Genomic DNA, 15408 nt, shown 5'->3' with positions numbered 1-15408 from the left:
TACCACAGGTACCACCTCCAAGGGGAGACCAACTCCAGCAAAGTGTGTCGAACTTCGCGTGTCGGTGCGTGACAAATGAGGAAAGTTCTGTGCGGGATCACACCCGCAGATAGCGGCGCAGTGTGACCCACGACGTCACCGTGGCCAGTCCGACGACCCCGAGGATGACGAATGGCGCCACCGACAGGACATCGACCTCCCCGATGAAGGCCGTGTCGGTCAGCGTCGCGCTGAGGAACCCGACCACGCCGTAGCGGACCGTCCCCCACAGCATGAGCATGGCGAGGCCCGCGCCCACGACGCTCGCGAGGACCGTCTCCATGACGAAGGGGAAGCGGATCGTGAAGTTCGAGGCCCCCACGAGTCGCATGATCCCGGTCTCGCGACGGCGGCTGAAGGCCGCCTGGCGGATCGTCGTGGAGATCAGCATCACCGCGGCGAGCACCATGAGCGAGGAGAGGGCGATGGCCGCCCACGACACGGTGTTCATGAAGGTGAAGAACTTCTCGAGGAGCTTCTTCTGGTCCTGGACGTCGGCCACCCCGGGCATGCCCTTGATCGAGCTGGCGACGATGTCGAACTTGCTGGGGTCCGACAGGTTCACCCGGTAGGAGTCGGCGAAGTACGACTCCCCGGCCCGGGCCAGCGGAGAGTTCTTGTAGGTCTCCTTGAACCGCCCGAAGGCGTCCGCACGCGACTCGTAGAGGATCTCGCTCACCGTGGGTCGCAGCGCCTCCAGCTCCCGCTTGATGGTCTCCCGCTGCGCCTCGGACGTCGGCTGCCCGGCACAGTTGGCATAGCGGGTCTTCTCAGCACAGAGCAGCACCGTCACCTGGACCCGGTCGTACCAGTAGTCCTTCATCGTGTCGACCTGCCGCTGGCCCATCAGGCCGAGGCCGAGCAGGTACATCGAGATCATCGTCACGATGACGACGGAGACCGCCATCGACAGGTTGCGTCGGAGACCGTTGCCGATCTCGCCGAGAAGGAACTGGAGTCGCATGGCTCGTCTCGCTCAGTGGCTCTGGAGGGGCTGTTCAGTGGCTGTTCAGTGGCTGTTGAGTGGCTGTCGAGTGGCTGGTCAGTGGGTGCTGGAACGCTCGCGCTGACCCCGGCGGAAGAGGGAGAACCGCTCCGGCCGCACGACGGGCGCGTCTGCGTCGCGGCCGATGGGCGGCAGCTCGCCCGCCTCCTCCTCGTACGCCTCCACGGCGTCGAGGGCCTCCACCTGCAGCGGATCCGGCAGGTCGTCGGGCTCGGCCGGCTCGAGCACGACCCGCGGGATGGACCCCGTCGTGTAGTCGCCGGTCTCCACGTCGGCCACGAGGAGCCCCCGGTCGAGGCGGATGACCCGCTTCTGCATCGCGTTGACCGTCGCCGTGTCGTGCGTCGCCATGACGACCGTCGTGCCGGTGTGGTTGATCCGCTCGAGCAGCTTCACGATCTCGAGGCTGGTGTCGGGGTCGAGGTTGCCGGTGGGCTCGTCCGCCAGCAGCATCGGGGGCCGGTTGACGAAGGCACGGGCAATGGCCACCCGCTGCTGCTCGCCACCGGAGAGCTGGTGCGGGAGCCGCTTGCCCATCCCCGCGAGCCCGACGAGCTCGAGGGTCTCCGGGACGGTCTGGCGGATCCTGGCCCGAGAGGCGCCCAGGACCTGGAGGGCATACGCGACGTTCTGGTGGACCGTCTTGTTGGGCAGGAGCCGGAAGTCCTGGAAGACGAAGCCGATCTCCCTGCGCAGCGCCGGCACCTTCCGGTCCGGCAGCTGACCGAGGTCGCGTCCTGCGACGAGGATGCGCCCTGCCGTGACGTCCTGCTCCTTCATGACCAGCTGGAGCAGCGTGGACTTGCCCGAGCCGGACGTCCCGACGACGAACACGAACTCACCGCGGGTGATCTCGAGGGACACGTCGTCGAGCGCGGGTCGCTGTGTGCGTGGGTACGTCTTCGTGACGTTCTCGAAGAGGATCATCGCCCGTTCCCTGGACCTCGCTCATCGGGGGTAGCGGCACTGGGCGCGGAGCCAGCGACGGGCTGGGACCGGGCTCAGCGGCATACGGGATCGTCCGTAGCCGTCTCCGAGGCTACGTGCCGCGCCCCTGAAAGCCGGGACATCCGGGCCGGCCGGGCGTGGCGGGCCGTCCCGGCTGGGCGGGTGCCTCAGACGCCTGCGGCCGCCTTGCGCTGGGCCACCTGCCAGCGGATCCCCGCCTCGATGAAGCCGTCGATGTCGCCGTCGAAGACTGCGGCCGGGTTGCCGGTCTCGAACTCCGTCCGGAGGTCCTTGACCATCTGGTAGGGGTTGAGGACGTAGGAGCGCATCTGGTCGCCCCAGCTCGCCTTGACGTCGCCGGCCATCTCCTTCTTCACCGCAGCCTCCTCGGCCTTGCGCTGCAGGAGCAGGCGCGACTGGAGGACCCGCAGCGCGGCGGCGCGGTTCTGGATCTGCGACTTCTCGTTCTGCATGGAGACGACGATGCCGGTCGGGATGTGCGTCATGCGGACGGCCGAGTCCGTGGTGTTGACGCTCTGGCCACCCGGTCCGCTCGAACGGAAGACGTCGATCTTCAGCTCGTTCTCAGGGATCTCGATCGAGTCGTCGCTCTCGATGAGCGGGATGACCTCGACGGCCGCGAAGCTCGTCTGCCGGCGGCCCTGGTTGTCGAACGGGCTGATCCGCACGAGACGGTGGGTGCCACCCTCGACGGACAGGTGCCCGAAGGCGTAGGGCACGTTGACCTCGAAGGTCGCCGACTTGAGGCCCGCCTCCTCCGCGTAGGACGTGTCCATGACCTTGGTCGGGTAGCCGTGCCGCTCGGCCCACCGGAGGTACATCCGCATCAGCATCTCGGCGAAGTCGGCGGCGTCGACCCCGCCCGCGCCGGACCGGATCGTCACGACGGCCTCACGGTCGTCGTACTCGCCGGACAGGAGGGTGCGGACCTCGAGCTCGCCGACGTCCTTCTTCAGGGCGGCGAGGTCGCGCTCGGCCTCGTCCATCGTGTCCTGGTCCGCCTCTTCCGTCGCCATCTCGACGAGCGTCTCGAGGTCGTCGATGCGGCTGTCCATGTTGAGGACGCGGTCGCGCTCGGAGTTGGCCCGGGAGAGCGCCGAGGTCACCTGCTGGGCCTTCTCGGGGTCGTCCCAGAGGTTCGGGGTGGCCGCCTGCTCCTCGAGCTCGGCGATCCGGGCCCCGAGCGCGTCGAGGTCGGTGACCCCACGCACGGAGTCCATCGTCGCGCGCAGGTCCTTGATCTCTTGCGTGAAGTCAACAGCCACGATGGGACAGCCTACGGCAGTTCACTGCGATGGCCGTATGCCGCTGGGCTCGTTCCCGACGCCCCTTGCCCCTGGCTGCGTGGCCCGGGCCGCTGCATCCAGGCTCTCGAAGGACATGTGCTCCTCTTGGCTTCTCGTGGGTACAGGACGGGCGTGCTTGGGCAGGAAGGACGCCGGATCGCTTCGGATCGTCCCGGCTGCCCTTCCTTCCAGGCGTTTCCCGCTCGGGGTGACGCCCACTTCCACGAAAGGTGACCATGGCCATCCGTCGCAGGTCTCGCGCAAGCATCAGCACCATCGTGCTCGTCATCTGGCTGCTCATCGGCGCCCTCGCCGCTTTCCAGCGGGGCTACTTCGGGTCCGCCGAGCCGAGCTGCAGCAGGATCGGCAGCGCCGCCCTCACGATCATCGCCGGCCCGTTGAACTACCTGGGCCTCGACCCGCAGATCGGCTGCTCGGTGCCCCAGCCGTCGGACTGACCGGCAACCGCACCACCCGACGCGGGCCCGTCCTCAGGGCGGGCCCGCGTCGGCGCGCCGGCGGTCAGGACAGCGGCGCTCGCGCTCGTGAGGTGACGGTGATGGTCACACCCCCGCCGAAGGAGTCGAGGATCCAGCCGGCCATCGGCAGCGTGGCGTGACCGCGCACGGTGACCTCTGCCGTCTCGCCGTCAGACGTGCCGGTGGGGCCGGCCAGCGCCCACTCGGTGATGCCCGAAGGGATCGGGGTGCGCGCGAGATGGGCCTCGGCCGCCTCGCGCACCGAACGGTCCGTCAGGGCCAGCGGCCCGCCGACGCCGCCGCCATAGACGGAGTCGGGATCCAGCGCGTCCGCGGCATCGAGAGCCGCCGCGTCGGCCGTGTCGATGAGGCGCATCCGCGCCAGCTGTGCCGCCGTGACGTCGATCGCGCCGAGGATGAAGACGAGCACGATGAGGAACAGTCCGAGGATGAGGACGGCGATCTGTCCATCCTCGGTGGCCGCCCGGGCGCCCCGAGACAGCCCGAGCCGCTCGATCCAGCTCATCGGGCAACGTAGGCGTCGACCGCGCCCACGTGAGTCGACGAGATGGAGACGGACGCCGGCACGCTGGCGGCGACGAAGTCCGGAATCAGCGGCAGCGGCACCTCGATCGTCGCGGTCGACGTCACCACCCCCTCGGCTCTGAGACAGGGCGACCCGTCACAGCTGATGCTGAGGTCCGTCCCCCGGTCGAACCCGAAGTCCTGGAACGCGATCTGCGCGGCGGTGCGGGCCCTCGCCTGGGCCTCCCCATCGTCCGTGGCGGTCACGAAGGCCCGTCCGGCCTCCCGGCCGGCCAGCGAGGCCGAGAAGGTGGCCGCCTGGATCCGGGCCAGGGTGAGCACGAGGTAGGTCAGCGGGAGGATCAACAGGATGCCGAGGAAGATGAACTCGACAATGGCGCGGCCCTCCTCACCGCCCCGCACGTCGGGGCCCCGGCCGGCCATCATGACGCTCCGGCAGGCGCGGGGGCGGCCACCTGCACCTCGCTGAACGCGCGGCCACTGACCTTGAAGCCCTCTGCCGGACCGATCGGGCCGAACACCGGCAAGGGCGCAGCGACGGTGACCACCACGACGTCGACCCCGTCCTGGGTGCGCGTCGTGCGGGCGGAGATCCGCTCCGCGAAGGAGGGGTTGAGGGAGGCGGAGATCAGGCTCGCCGCACGCGCGGCGCCATCTGCCGGAGAGGCGTCGGCCCTCGCGCCGAACCGCGCCCCCTCCGCTGCCGCGGAGATCAGGGTGTTGCGGACGTAGAGGGCGACAGCGAGCTGGAGAACGGCAAGGACGACGAAGAGCAGCAGGGCCGAGACCATGACGAACTCGGCGATGGCTGACCCGTCGTCCGCACGACCGGCACGACGTAGCCGGGACCGCAGCCGGAGCCGTGCCCGCACCCGTGCCCGCACCCGGTGTGGCCACCTCATGGATCAGCCGCCGCTGGGGCCGCTGACGCTGCTGATCGCGTCGGTGAACAGTCCTTCCAGCTGATCGCCGGCCACACCCCACAGGAGCGTGACCAGCCCCGCCGTCATGATCGTGATGAGGACCCAGCCGGGAACGTCCCCGCGGTCGCTCCGTCCTCCGATGGCGGCGGCAGCCCGCCCGGCGATCCGTCCGAGGACGTCGGTGCGCGGCAGTGTCGGACGAGTACTCATGTGAGATCTCCTGGTTCCCTGTGGTGTTCGTGTGATTCGTCGAGCGGTCGGTCAGAGGTCGAAGCCAAGGAAGCTGAGGCCGGGGTAGATGGCGAAGAGCACCGTGACGGGCAGGATCAGGAAGACCACGGGGACCATCATCACGATCTCGCGCTTGCCGCCCTGCTCCATCAGGACGCGGCGCCCGTCCTCCCGGACGTCCTGGGCCTGGGCGCGCAGGACGTCGGCGAGCGGGGTCCCCCGCTCGACAGCCACGACGATGCCGTCGACGAAGCGGCTCAGGCTGGGCAACCCGGTGCGGTCGGCCAGCCCCTGCAGAGCCGTGGGCAGGTTCGCGCCGGCCCGCGCGTCGGCCAGGCACCGACGCAGCTCGTCGGCCAGCTCACCGCCGGACAGTCTGCAGACCCGTTCCAGCGCTCCCGTGGCACCCTCGCCGGCACTGACCGCGAGCGCGAGAAGCTCTGCGACCGTGGGGAACTCGGCGAGCATGCGCTGCTCTCTCCGGCGGGCCGCGTGACCCAGCGCATAGTCGCGCAGGACTGCTCCCAAAGCGGCGCCGAGGATGACCAGGGCGACCATCGTCGGAATCGAAAGGCTCCGCTTGGACACGGCGAGCAGGCCAGTGCCGACCAAGCCGGCAACGCCTCCGGCTGCCGCCGCGAGCACCTGCTCGGCCCGGAACCGTTCGACGTCAGCCACCCGGCCGGCACGCAGCTGGCGCCGGGCGATCGACGGCCCCCCGCCGAGCACCCGCTCGAGCCCGTCGCCCAACCGCCTCAGGTAGGGCGCGAGCAGCTCGCCGAACCCGAAGAGATGCAGGGCCGGCTGCCCGCCCTGGAGCAGACGGGACGGCATCGCGGCGTCACGCAGATACGGAGCCAGCCGCTGCTCCAGAGTGGCGCGTCGCCGCATCGGCAGGCCCGCAGCGACCAGCGCCAAGCCGGCCAGCAGCGTGACACCCACGGCCGCCCCGGCCCAGGACCACTCACCGGTCATCGCAGCACCCGCTCTTCCTCCGGCAGCCGACCGATCCACACCATGAGCCGGTAGGCCACGGCGCACAGGCCCGCTCCGAACGCGAGGACCAGCCACCCCGTGGGCGTTGCGTAGGCCTGAAGCGACCCGCCTCGCAGGCCCAGCATGGCCAGGACGATCCACGGAGCGGCCACCGCGAGGCGCGCCGCGTTGACCGTCCAGCCCTGCCTCGTCTCCAGCTCGGCCCGCGTCCGGGCATCCTCGCGCAGGAAGGTGGACAGGGTGCGGAGCAGCCGCCCCAGGTCGCTGCCGCCCACCTCGCGCGCGATGCGCAGGGACTCGATGAGCCGGTCCGCCACCGGGTCGCTCATCGCGTCCTTCAGACGGTCGAGACAGTCATGGAAGCGACCGGTGGCCCGATAGTCCTCGGCGAAGCCGGAGAACGCCGGACGCAGTTCCTCGGGACCTCGAACCGCGAGCTGGGCGAGGGCTTCCGGCAGCGCCAGACCCGCGCGGACTCCCGAGGCGAGGTTGTCGACCGCGTCCGGCCACAGGTCACGCAGCCTCCCGCGTTGCTTGCGGGCCCGCATGCGGATCAGGGCAACCGGGCCGGCGCCTGCCATGCCGCCGAAGCACAGAGCGACCGGCACGACGCCCGTTGCGAGCATGAAGAGGAGGAACACGACGAGGAACAGGCACAGGGAAGCAACGAACACGTTCGTCGGCGTGACGGTGGGGTAGCCCGCTTGGCGCAGATGGTCGCGCAGGTCCTCGACGAAGCTCGGGCCACGCCGCTCCGGTGCCTCTGACGTCGGCGTGTGCTGGGGCCAGCAGGACCAGTAGATGCAGAAGACTCCGGCGCCGAAGAGCAGGCCCACCACGAGCGGAGACATCACGAGCCTCGCTGTGCGAGCAGGGCCGCCACGTCGTAGCCGGCGCGCTCGAAGGCCTCCCGGTGCGGCGGGAATCCATCGGCGCGTTGCAGCAGCCCGCCGCGGCTCACGAAGAGGTCAGCGACCTCGATGACATCTCCCTCGGCCCGGCCGGGCACGGCGACGATCTCACGCACCCGCCGCCGACCGTCACGCTCCAGTGCCACGTGGACGACGATGTCGACCGACGAAGCCACCGTGGGCACGACGAAGCGACTGGAGACGTTGTCACCGGCCAGCAACGGCAGCGTGCACATCTTCGTCACGGCCTCACGAGCACTGTTGGCGTGGATCGTGCACATGCCGGGCACCCCACTGTTGAGCGCGATCAGCAGGTCCAGGCTCTCTTCCTGGCGGACCTCGCCGACGATGATGCGCGAGGGACGCATCCGCAACGCCTCCTTGACGAGGCGGCGCAGCGGGACCTCGCCCGTTCCCTCGAGGCTGGGTTGACGACACTGCATCGAGGCCACGTCCCGGAGGGGGATCTTCAGCTCGAAGACCTCCTCGCAGGTGATCACCCGCTCGCGCGGCGGGATGGCAGCGGCCAGACAGTTGAGCAGGGTGGTCTTGCCCGCTTGCGTGCCTCCGGCGACGAGGATGTTGAGGCCGCTCGAGACCGCTGCGGAGAGGAAGTCGGCGGCTTGCTTCGAGAGGGATCCGAGCCGGACGAGGTCCTCCAGGTGGTCGGCCTTGACGACGAACTTGCGAACGTTGACCTGCCAGTGCGTCCGGCTGATGTCGGGGATGACGACGTGCAGTCGGGAGCCGTCAGGGAGGGTGGCGTCGACGAAGGGCGAGCTGAGGTCGACGCGACGGCCACTCGTCTTCAGCATGCGCTCGACCAGGTCGCGCACCTCGTCCGAGGTGAGGATCGTCGTGGTCAGCTCCGCCACACCGCCGCGGGCCACGAAGACCTTGCTCGGCTCGTTGATCCAGATCTCCTCGACGGCCGGGTCGTCGAAGTACTGCTGCAACGGCCCGTAGCCCGCGACCACGGCCAGGATCGAGTGAACCGCGGCCCGAGTGTCGCCCAGCTGGGGCATCCCTCCGTGCAGTGATCGCTCGTCGTAGTCCTGCACCGCGTCCTGGACGAGGCGCTGCACCTCGCGGGTGTTTCGGGACGGGTCGAGGCCGCTTCGGCGGATGAGTTCCCGCACCTCGCCCTCGACCTGGCGCACGGCTTGCTGCGTCGACAACTTCTCCCCCTGACTCGACTGGCCGCCGACCATCCTGCCCTGAAATGCCCGTTTCATCGCGCCGAAACCATAGCGCGCGGACGAAGCATCTGAAGCCAAGCAGCCGCCAACTGTGGATAACTCTCCTTGACCGGCCCAGTTGGGCCAGAAGGCCTCCAACTGCCGCTTCCTGTGGACAAGGCGGACCGCGCGCCTCTGCTATCCGACAGGGTTGGGAACCCCACCGATCAGAGGGGAGCAGGATGCGGATCCGGATGGCCGTGGCCGACACAGTGGCCGGCCTGGTGCATGACGTCGTGGTCGCCACCACTGGGTCGTCCGCGGCCGCGGACATGGAGGCGGACGTCAGGTTTGCCGCCGTCAGGCCAGAGCTCGCGGCGCTGGTCGGCGACCCCGAGGCGCGGTTCACCGTCGAGGGGCGACCGATCCACGATGACGACCTCGTGGGTGAGGGTGTGCTCCTCCGCGGCGCGGTGGTGTGCACAGCACCGGCAGCAGGCGCGGGGGCCGCTGGCCGGGAAGCTGCCCCGCCATCTGCAACGGACTCCGGCTCCCTCGTGGAGCTGCATGTCGTGGGCGGCCCCGGCGCAGGCCGGATCATCTCCCTCCGGCGCGGGCGTCACGTGCTCGGACGTGCGACCTCGTGCGAGATCCGTCTGGACGACCACGGCGTGTCCCGAGCCCACGCCTCGATCACCGTGGATGACGCGGGAGTCACGCTGCGGGACCTGGAGTCCACCAACCCCACCTCCGTCGATGGGAAGCCCGTGCCGGCAGGCGGGCTGGCGTTGGCGTTCGACCAGCGCGTCCGGGTCGCGTCCACGACGGTGGTGCTCCGGCGCGCGGACGGCACGCCGGCCGCCGCGGACTGCACCCACGGCATCATCCGGATCAACCGTCGACCCCGCTTCGCACCGTCTCCACGGGTTGAAACCGTGCACTTCCCCACGAGGCCAACGCGTCCCCAGGCAGCGCGCGCGCCGGTCGTGGCTGCGGTCGCACCCCTGCTCATCTCCCTCGCGCTCGCGGTGGCCCTTCGCTCTCCCGTCATGATGCTGTTCGCCCTCATGTCCCCCCTGATGCTGCTGGCGCAGTGGTGGGGGGACCGGCGCCACGGCCGCGTCTCCTACCGTTCCCAGCTCGCTCGACATGCGCACGCGACGGCGGAGGCCGCCAAGCGGTTGGACGAGGCGCTCCTGGCAGAGCGCCGGTCCCGCCATCTCGAGCAGCCCGACCTCGCTCTCGTCGCCGCGGTGGCCAGACACCATGAAGCCCGCCTGTGGGAGCGGCGCCCGGGCGATCGTGACCACCTGGTCCTGCGAGTGGGGACCGCCGAGCAGGTGGCGAGGACGCGAGTCGAGCGCCCGCGGGACACGTCGGAAGACCCGGGGTCGGAGTCGGTCGCCGACCCGACGGTGCCCGACGTCCCGGTCGTCATCGACGCCAACACAGGGGTGGTCGGGGTCGCCGGGCCCAGGCCACGAGCGCGGGCCCTCGTGAGCGCCCTCGTCGCCCAGGCAGCCGTCTGGCACTCGCCGCGCACGACCCAAGTCGTGCTCATCTCCGCATCGACCGACGCGGCGACGGAGTGGGGCTGGGCGAGCTGGCTGCCACACGCCGAAGGTTCGCCGAACGGACCGGTCGCGAAGGTCGCGTCAACGGCCGATGAATCGACCATCGCAGCCCGGCTCGCGGAGCTCCAGGCGGTCATCCGGAGCCGCGCTGAGCAGTCCGCCACGGTCTCCGAAGGAGAGCCAGCGGTTCCTCGGTATCTGGTCGTGCTGGACGGCACCGCGGAGCTCCGGCGGCGTCCGGGGGTGGCCGCGGTCCTCGAGGCCCCGCCGGCGGCGGGGGTGCACGTGATCGGGCTGGACGACTCTCCGGAGCGCCTCCCCGCGGAGTGCCGCACCCAGATCCTCCTCGATGAGGGGCCTGCACCGCGCGCCGAGCTGCACCACCCCGACGGGACGATCCGCGACATCATCCCCGACCTCCCTCACCCCACGTGGTTCGCGGCTCTCTCGCGTGCGCTCGCTCCCCTCGAGGACGCAACGCCCGGCGAGGGCTCCGAGGCCGTCCCGGATGCCATCGGCATCAGACGCGCCCATCGGCTGGTCGGCCTCGAACCCACCAACCCGAGCGACCTCGCGAAGTCGTGGTTCGGCTCGGACGGGCGGCCCCGCGCCGTGCTGGGGGCCACGGGCGACGGACCGTACGTCGTCGACCTGGCCCAGGACGGACCGCACTGTCTGGTCGGCGGCACGACAGGTTCGGGGAAGTCGGAGCTCTTGCAGAGTCTCGTGGCGGGGCTCGCCGTCGGTTCACCTCCGGACCAGCTCACCTTCGTCCTGGTGGACTACAAGGGAGGATCGGCGTTCAAGGAATGCGCCCACCTGCCGCACTGCCTCGGCATCGTGACGGACCTTGACGAGCACCTCACCCGACGGGCCCTCGAGTCGCTGGGCGCCGAGCTCAAGCGGCGCGAGACGCTGCTGGCCGAGGCGGGCGCCAAGGACCTTGACGACTACCGCCGCGCCCGCACCTCACGGCCGGACCTCGAACAGATCGCACGGCTCGTGATCGTGGTGGACGAGTTCAAGATGCTCGCGGACGAGCTACCCGACTTCGTCGATGGCCTGGTCCGCATCGCGGCCGTCGGCCGCTCCCTTGGTGTCCACCTGGTGCTGGCGACGCAGCGGCCGGCCGGCATCATCACCGGCGACATGCGGGCCAACATCTCCCTCCGCATCGCCCTGCGCGTCCGGGACCGCTCGGACAGCGACGACGTCATCGAGAGCCCCCTCGCAGCGGCCATCAGCGACCGCACGCCCGGGCGGGCCGTGGTCCGCACCGCCGGCGGACGGCTCACCGAGGTCCAGACCGCCTTCGCGGGTGCCTCGACCGGCGCCGACGAGCACCACCGGCCCCAGCACGTGACAGTGCGCCGGCTCAGCTGGACCGACCTCGGCCGGCCGTTGCCGGCGGCCCATCCCCCGGCCTCCGGCAACGGCGCAACGGAGCTGCAGGCGGTGGTGCTCGCCGCGCAGCAGGCCGCGGCGAGCTCGGGGCTGTCGGCGCCCCCGTCCCCGTGGCTGCCACCGCTGCCGGACCGTCTCAGCCGTGCATCCCTCCCGGCCGGCAGCCGCGCGGCGGGTGTGGCCCTGGGAATGGCGGATCGGCCCGCCACGCAGTCCCAGGATCCCTACCTCTGGGACCCCTCGGCGGACGGCAACCTGGCGGTGGCCGGCGGTGCCCGCACCGGTCGCACCACCGCAGCCCGTTCGCTGGCCCTCGGCCTGGCGGAGCTGTGGCCTGCCAGCCACCTGCACCTGCATGTCATCGAGGGAACGCCCGGCGCGTTGCGCGACCTGGCTGCGCTCCCCCACGTCGGTTCGGTGACGAGCACCGCGGACCCAGCTCTGGCGGCCCGGGTCGTGAGCCGTCTGGCCGAGAGCATGGGCCGGCCGCCCGAGGACCGCGAGAAGGTCGTGACGGTCCTCGTCGTCGATGGCTGGGAGGCCGTGGAGGACGCCTTCGAGGCCGTGGACCACGGCGCTCCCACCGAGATGCTCCTGCGGCTCGCCCGCGACGGGCTCGCCTCAGGGCTGCGCCTCGTCCTCACGGGCGGGCGTGCCCTCGTCACCGGCCGCATCTCCAGCCTGGTGCAGCGGCGGCTCGTGCTCCCCATGCCGGACCCGCTCGACCTCACGCTGGCGGGCCTGCCACCCGAGCAGGCCCAGGGCCACCGGGGCGTCGGCCGAGCCATCGACGTGCTGACCGGCCACCACGTGCAGATTGCCCACGTCGGCGCAGATCCTTCGCCGGCCGGCCAGGAGGCGGCGACGGCTCACGTCGCCGAGCGGCTGCGAGCCAGCCACGCAGCGGAGGGTGTGGACCCCGGCACCCTGCCCTGGCGCGTCACGTCACTCCCCCGCACCGTGTCGTGGAACGATCTGCCCCCGAGCCGGCCCGGCCGGCTCCTGCTGGGGCTCGGCGGTGACGACGCGCGGCCAGTCGGGTTCGACGCCGAGCAGGTCGGCCGCCGCGTCGTCGTGGTGGGCGGGCCCCGGAGCGGCCGCAGCACTGTGCTGGCCGTGATGGCACGCCGCCTGGCCGAAGCAGGGCGCCCGACCGCGTTGGTCGCGACCCGGCGCACGCCGCTCAGCTGGCTGAGCGCCGTCCCGGACGTCCATCTCGTGTCCGCCCACGACAGCGACCAGCTCCGACGGCTGCATCAGGTCCATCCGGGCCTCTCCGTCCTCGTCGACGATGCGGAGGGACTCGACGGCAGCCCGGCGGAGCGGGTGGTCCTCGACGTCGCACAGCAGCTGGACGAGACCGGGGCGTGGTGCGCGGCGGCGGTCGATGCACGCCGGGCTCCCGGGCTCTACCGCGGCGTGGTGCCCGATCTCGCCCGCCACGGCACCGGTGTCGTGCTCTCCCCGACGTCGCCGTCCGATGGTGACCTCCTGGGGATCCGCGCCGACGTCGCCCAGCACCGTGTTCCCGGGCGGGGACTCATCGTCCTCGACGGCGTGGCCCTGCCGCTCCAGGTGGCCGACCCCGGGCTCCTCCCGGCGCCCCGCCCGTCACAGGAGATCGGACCGGCGACGTAGTCGACACGGGCTGTTCACCGGCAGGCCACCCCAGGCTCACCCGTGAGGTCCGCCACGGTCCCTAACGTCGCGAGCGTCCCGCCCAACTGCCCGGCGGGCACAGACCTCACGAGGAGCATCACGTGTCCCCGAAGCTACTTCCGCTGATCACCGGCGTGCGCCACGGCTCGCGCAGCCACATGACGTGCGAGTTCAAGTGCGGCAACGCCTGTGACCAGCCGGTTCCCAACCAGAGCGCCAACCCCGAGATGGCCGACGTCATCACGGGTGCGATCGCCCGCCGCTCGATGCTCAAGGGCTCGGCCGTCGGCGCCGGGGCCCTCGTCATCGGCGGCCTCAGGCCGCAGGCTGCTGCGGCCTCACCCGCGACCACGGGCACCGGTCAGGCGGCCGGTAGCCGGGTCGGAGGCAACGTCGGGACCGCTGCCTTCACGCCCGTGGCACCGAACATCGAGGACAACGTCGTCACCGCTGCCGAGTTCCGGCACAACGTGGTCATCCGCTGGGGCGACCCGGTCGAGGCCGACGCGCCCGCCTTCGACGTCAACCGGCAGACGCCTGAGGCGCAGGCCAAGCAGTTCGGCTACAACAACGACTACGTCGGCGTGCTCCCCCTCGACGGGCGTCGCGCCCTGCTCGTGACCAACCACGAGTACACCGACGAGTACCTGATGTTCCCGACCGGCACGCACGACGCGGCAACGATCAAGCGGATCGCCCTCGCGGCACACGGGATGGCCGTCGTCGCCATCGAGCGCGGCTCGAAGCCCGGCTCCTGGGTCCGGTCCGACCACCGCAAGAGCCGCTACAACCGGCGGATCACGGCGCACACCGAGTTCACCGTGAGCGGGCCCGCCGCGGGGCACGACCTGCTCAAGACGGATCTCGACCCCTCGGGCGCGAGGATCCTCGGCACGCTCAACAACTGCGCCGGCGGCACGACGCCGTGGGGCACCGTGCTCTCCGGCGAGGAGAACTTCAACCAGTACTTCGACGCCTCGGCGGCCCCTGACCCTGCGCTCGTCCCCGCCTACGCCCGTTACGGGCTGCGCACCACGCAGGGCCTGAGCAGCCGCGCCTGGTCCGAGGTCGACGAGCGCTTCGACCTCGCCCGGCACCCGCAGGAGCCCCACCGGTTCGGGTGGGTCGTCGAGCTCGACCCGATGGACCCGACGTCGACGCCCGTCAAGCACACGATGCTCGGCCGGTTCAAGCACGAGGGCGCCAACGTCACGGTGGCCGCCAACGGCCACGTCGTCGCCTACATGGGTGACGACGAGCGGGGCGACTACATCTACAAGTTCGTCTCACGCGACACGTACCGCGCCGACAGCTCGGCAGCGTCACGCCGGCACAACATGGCGCTGCTCTCCGCCGGCACGCTCTACGTCGCCCGCTACACCGGCGACGGGAGCGCCGACGGCATCCACGACGGCACCGGCGTGTGGATCCCGCTCACGAGCGACACCGAGTCGTTCGTGCCGGGCATGTCGGTCGCCGAGGTCCTCGTCTTCACCCGCCTGGCCGCCGACAAGGTCGGCCCGACGAAGATGGACCGGCCCGAGGACGTCGAGCCCAACCCGGTCAACGGCCGGATCTACGCGGCGTTGACCAACAACTCGCGGCGCGGCACCGCCTTCGCGGCAGACGAGGCCAACCCGATCACCGAGAGCCACGTCCGTGACGAGCTCGGCGGTCCCCTCGTCAAGAAGGCCGGCAACCGCAACGGCTACGTCCTGGAGATGACCGAGGACGGCGGCGACCACACGGCGACGACGTTCACGTGGGACCTGTTCCTCGTGTGCGGCGACCCGCAGGCCCCGGAGACCTACTTCGGCGGCTACGACAAGACGAAGGTCAGCATGATCTCGTGCCCCGACAACGTCGCGTTCGACGCGGTCGGCAACCTCTGGATCTCCACCGACGGCGCCAAGCTCGGCTCCCACGACGGGCTCTTCCGCGTGCCGGTCGACGGTCCGGAGCGGGGCAACGTGCAGCAGTTCCTGACGGTGCCGGTCGGCGCCGAGACCTGCGGTCCGCTGATCACGGAGGACCAGCTGTCCGTCTTCATCGCGGTCCAGCACCCGGGTGAGACCGACGGTGCCAGCTTCGAGAACCAGTCGAGCACGTGGCCGCACACCGACGGCTTCCCGCGGCCGAGCATCGCGGTGGCCTACCGCGGGTGATCCCGCTGCCGTGCTGGCGTGCCGCGCGAGCCAGAACCCCTT

At 70.8% G+C, this 15408-nt stretch carries 13 protein-coding genes; 3 read left to right on the top strand and 10 right to left on the bottom strand.

What is annotated here, in order from left to right; all coding sequences use genetic code 11:
* Window positions 1-97: 97 nt before the first annotated feature.
* The 3 genes from ftsX to prfB all read right to left on the bottom strand — a co-directional run bounded on the left by ftsX (window position 98) and on the right by prfB (window position 3279).
* Window positions 98-1003, bottom strand: coding sequence for a permease-like cell division protein FtsX (gene ftsX / locus OO014_RS08315; protein WP_272461835.1), 906 nt, complete (start codon window positions 1001-1003; stop codon window positions 98-100).
* A 78-nt stretch (window positions 1004-1081) separates the two neighbouring features.
* Window positions 1082-1972: a cell division ATP-binding protein FtsE gene (gene ftsE / locus OO014_RS08310; RefSeq protein ID WP_272461834.1), complete on the bottom strand. Its 891-nt coding sequence runs from the start codon at window positions 1970-1972 to the stop codon at window positions 1082-1084.
* 188 nt (window positions 1973-2160) lie between these two features.
* Complete coding sequence (prfB, locus tag OO014_RS08305) at window positions 2161-3279, bottom strand: peptide chain release factor 2 (RefSeq protein ID WP_272461833.1); 1119 nt, start codon at window positions 3277-3279, stop codon at window positions 2161-2163.
* Window positions 3280-3536: 257 nt separating this feature from the next.
* Here prfB and OO014_RS08300 point away from each other — a divergent pair, with 257 nt between their 5' ends.
* Complete coding sequence (locus OO014_RS08300) at window positions 3537-3758, top strand: hypothetical protein (RefSeq protein ID WP_272461832.1); 222 nt, start codon at window positions 3537-3539, stop codon at window positions 3756-3758.
* A gap of 64 nt (window positions 3759-3822) precedes the next feature.
* Here the strand turns inward: OO014_RS08300 and OO014_RS08295 are convergent, their stop codons facing one another.
* Genes OO014_RS08295 through OO014_RS08265 form a run of 7 tightly spaced genes read right to left on the bottom strand, consistent with a single transcriptional unit; the run spans window position 3823 to window position 8597 of the window.
* Entirely contained in the window at window positions 3823-4305 is a 483-nt protein-coding gene (locus OO014_RS08295) for a pilus assembly protein TadG-related protein (protein ID WP_272461831.1), read from the bottom strand.
* On the bottom strand, window positions 4302-4751 hold the full coding sequence (locus OO014_RS08290) for a pilus assembly protein (protein ID WP_272461830.1): 450 nt from the start codon (window positions 4749-4751) through the stop codon (window positions 4302-4304). The genes OO014_RS08295 and OO014_RS08290 overlap by 4 nt, the downstream gene beginning before the upstream one ends.
* Window positions 4748-5227, bottom strand: a complete 480-nt coding sequence (locus OO014_RS08285; RefSeq protein ID WP_272461829.1) for a TadE/TadG family type IV pilus assembly protein — start codon at window positions 5225-5227, stop codon at window positions 4748-4750. Before OO014_RS08285 ends, OO014_RS08290 begins: the two co-directional genes overlap by 4 nt.
* Window positions 5228-5230: 3 nt before the next feature.
* Window positions 5231-5458: a hypothetical protein gene (locus OO014_RS08280; RefSeq protein WP_272461828.1), complete on the bottom strand. Its 228-nt coding sequence runs from the start codon at window positions 5456-5458 to the stop codon at window positions 5231-5233.
* A 51-nt stretch (window positions 5459-5509) separates the two neighbouring features.
* On the bottom strand, window positions 5510-6454 hold the full coding sequence (locus OO014_RS08275; protein WP_272461827.1) for a type II secretion system F family protein: 945 nt from the start codon (window positions 6452-6454) through the stop codon (window positions 5510-5512).
* The gene (locus OO014_RS08270) at window positions 6451-7326 is read right to left on the bottom strand and encodes a type II secretion system F family protein (protein WP_272461826.1); all 876 of its coding nucleotides are present in this window, start codon (window positions 7324-7326) and stop codon (window positions 6451-6453) included. Before OO014_RS08270 ends, OO014_RS08275 begins: the two co-directional genes overlap by 4 nt.
* Window positions 7326-8597, bottom strand: a complete 1272-nt coding sequence (locus OO014_RS08265; protein WP_272461851.1) for a CpaF family protein — start codon at window positions 8595-8597, stop codon at window positions 7326-7328. Before OO014_RS08265 ends, OO014_RS08270 begins: the two co-directional genes overlap by 1 nt.
* 209 nt (window positions 8598-8806) lie before the next feature.
* Here OO014_RS08265 and OO014_RS08260 point away from each other — a divergent pair, with 209 nt between their 5' ends.
* Both OO014_RS08260 and OO014_RS08255 read left to right on the top strand, forming a co-directional pair.
* Window positions 8807-13180, top strand: a complete 4374-nt coding sequence (locus OO014_RS08260; RefSeq protein WP_272461825.1) for an FtsK/SpoIIIE domain-containing protein — start codon at window positions 8807-8809, stop codon at window positions 13178-13180.
* A 122-nt stretch (window positions 13181-13302) separates the two neighbouring features.
* Complete coding sequence (locus tag OO014_RS08255; protein WP_272461824.1) at window positions 13303-15366, top strand: PhoX family protein; 2064 nt, start codon at window positions 13303-13305, stop codon at window positions 15364-15366.
* Window positions 15367-15408 lie beyond the last annotated feature (42 nt).

It is taken from the genome of Intrasporangium calvum (assembly GCF_028446585.1).
Lineage (GTDB): Bacteria > Actinomycetota > Actinomycetes > Actinomycetales > Dermatophilaceae > Intrasporangium > Intrasporangium calvum_A.
This window is presented reverse-complemented; position numbering and strand designations above follow the sequence as displayed.

Bases quoted from the DNA above. Each gene is read 5' to 3' on its own strand.
- ftsX (WP_272461835.1), bottom strand. From the start codon at position 1,003: ATGCGACTCCAGTTCCTTCTCGGCGAGATCGGCAACGGTCTCCGACGC.
- ftsE (WP_272461834.1), bottom strand. From the start codon at position 1,972: ATGATCCTCTTCGAGAACGTCACGAAGACGTACCCACGCACACAGCGA.
- OO014_RS08300 (WP_272461832.1), top strand. From the start codon at position 3,537: ATGGCCATCCGTCGCAGGTCTCGCGCAAGCATCAGCACCATCGTGCTC.
- OO014_RS08295 (WP_272461831.1), bottom strand. From the start codon at position 4,305: ATGAGCTGGATCGAGCGGCTCGGGCTGTCTCGGGGCGCCCGGGCGGCC.
- OO014_RS08290 (WP_272461830.1), bottom strand. From the start codon at position 4,751: ATGATGGCCGGCCGGGGCCCCGACGTGCGGGGCGGTGAGGAGGGCCGC.
- OO014_RS08285 (WP_272461829.1), bottom strand. From the start codon at position 5,227: ATGAGGTGGCCACACCGGGTGCGGGCACGGGTGCGGGCACGGCTCCGG.
- OO014_RS08280 (WP_272461828.1), bottom strand. From the start codon at position 5,458: ATGAGTACTCGTCCGACACTGCCGCGCACCGACGTCCTCGGACGGATC.
- OO014_RS08275 (WP_272461827.1), bottom strand. From the start codon at position 6,454: ATGACCGGTGAGTGGTCCTGGGCCGGGGCGGCCGTGGGTGTCACGCTG.
- OO014_RS08270 (WP_272461826.1), bottom strand. From the start codon at position 7,326: ATGTCTCCGCTCGTGGTGGGCCTGCTCTTCGGCGCCGGAGTCTTCTGC.
- OO014_RS08265 (WP_272461851.1), bottom strand. From the start codon at position 8,597: ATGGTCGGCGGCCAGTCGAGTCAGGGGGAGAAGTTGTCGACGCAGCAA.
- OO014_RS08260 (WP_272461825.1), top strand. From the start codon at position 8,807: ATGCGGATCCGGATGGCCGTGGCCGACACAGTGGCCGGCCTGGTGCAT.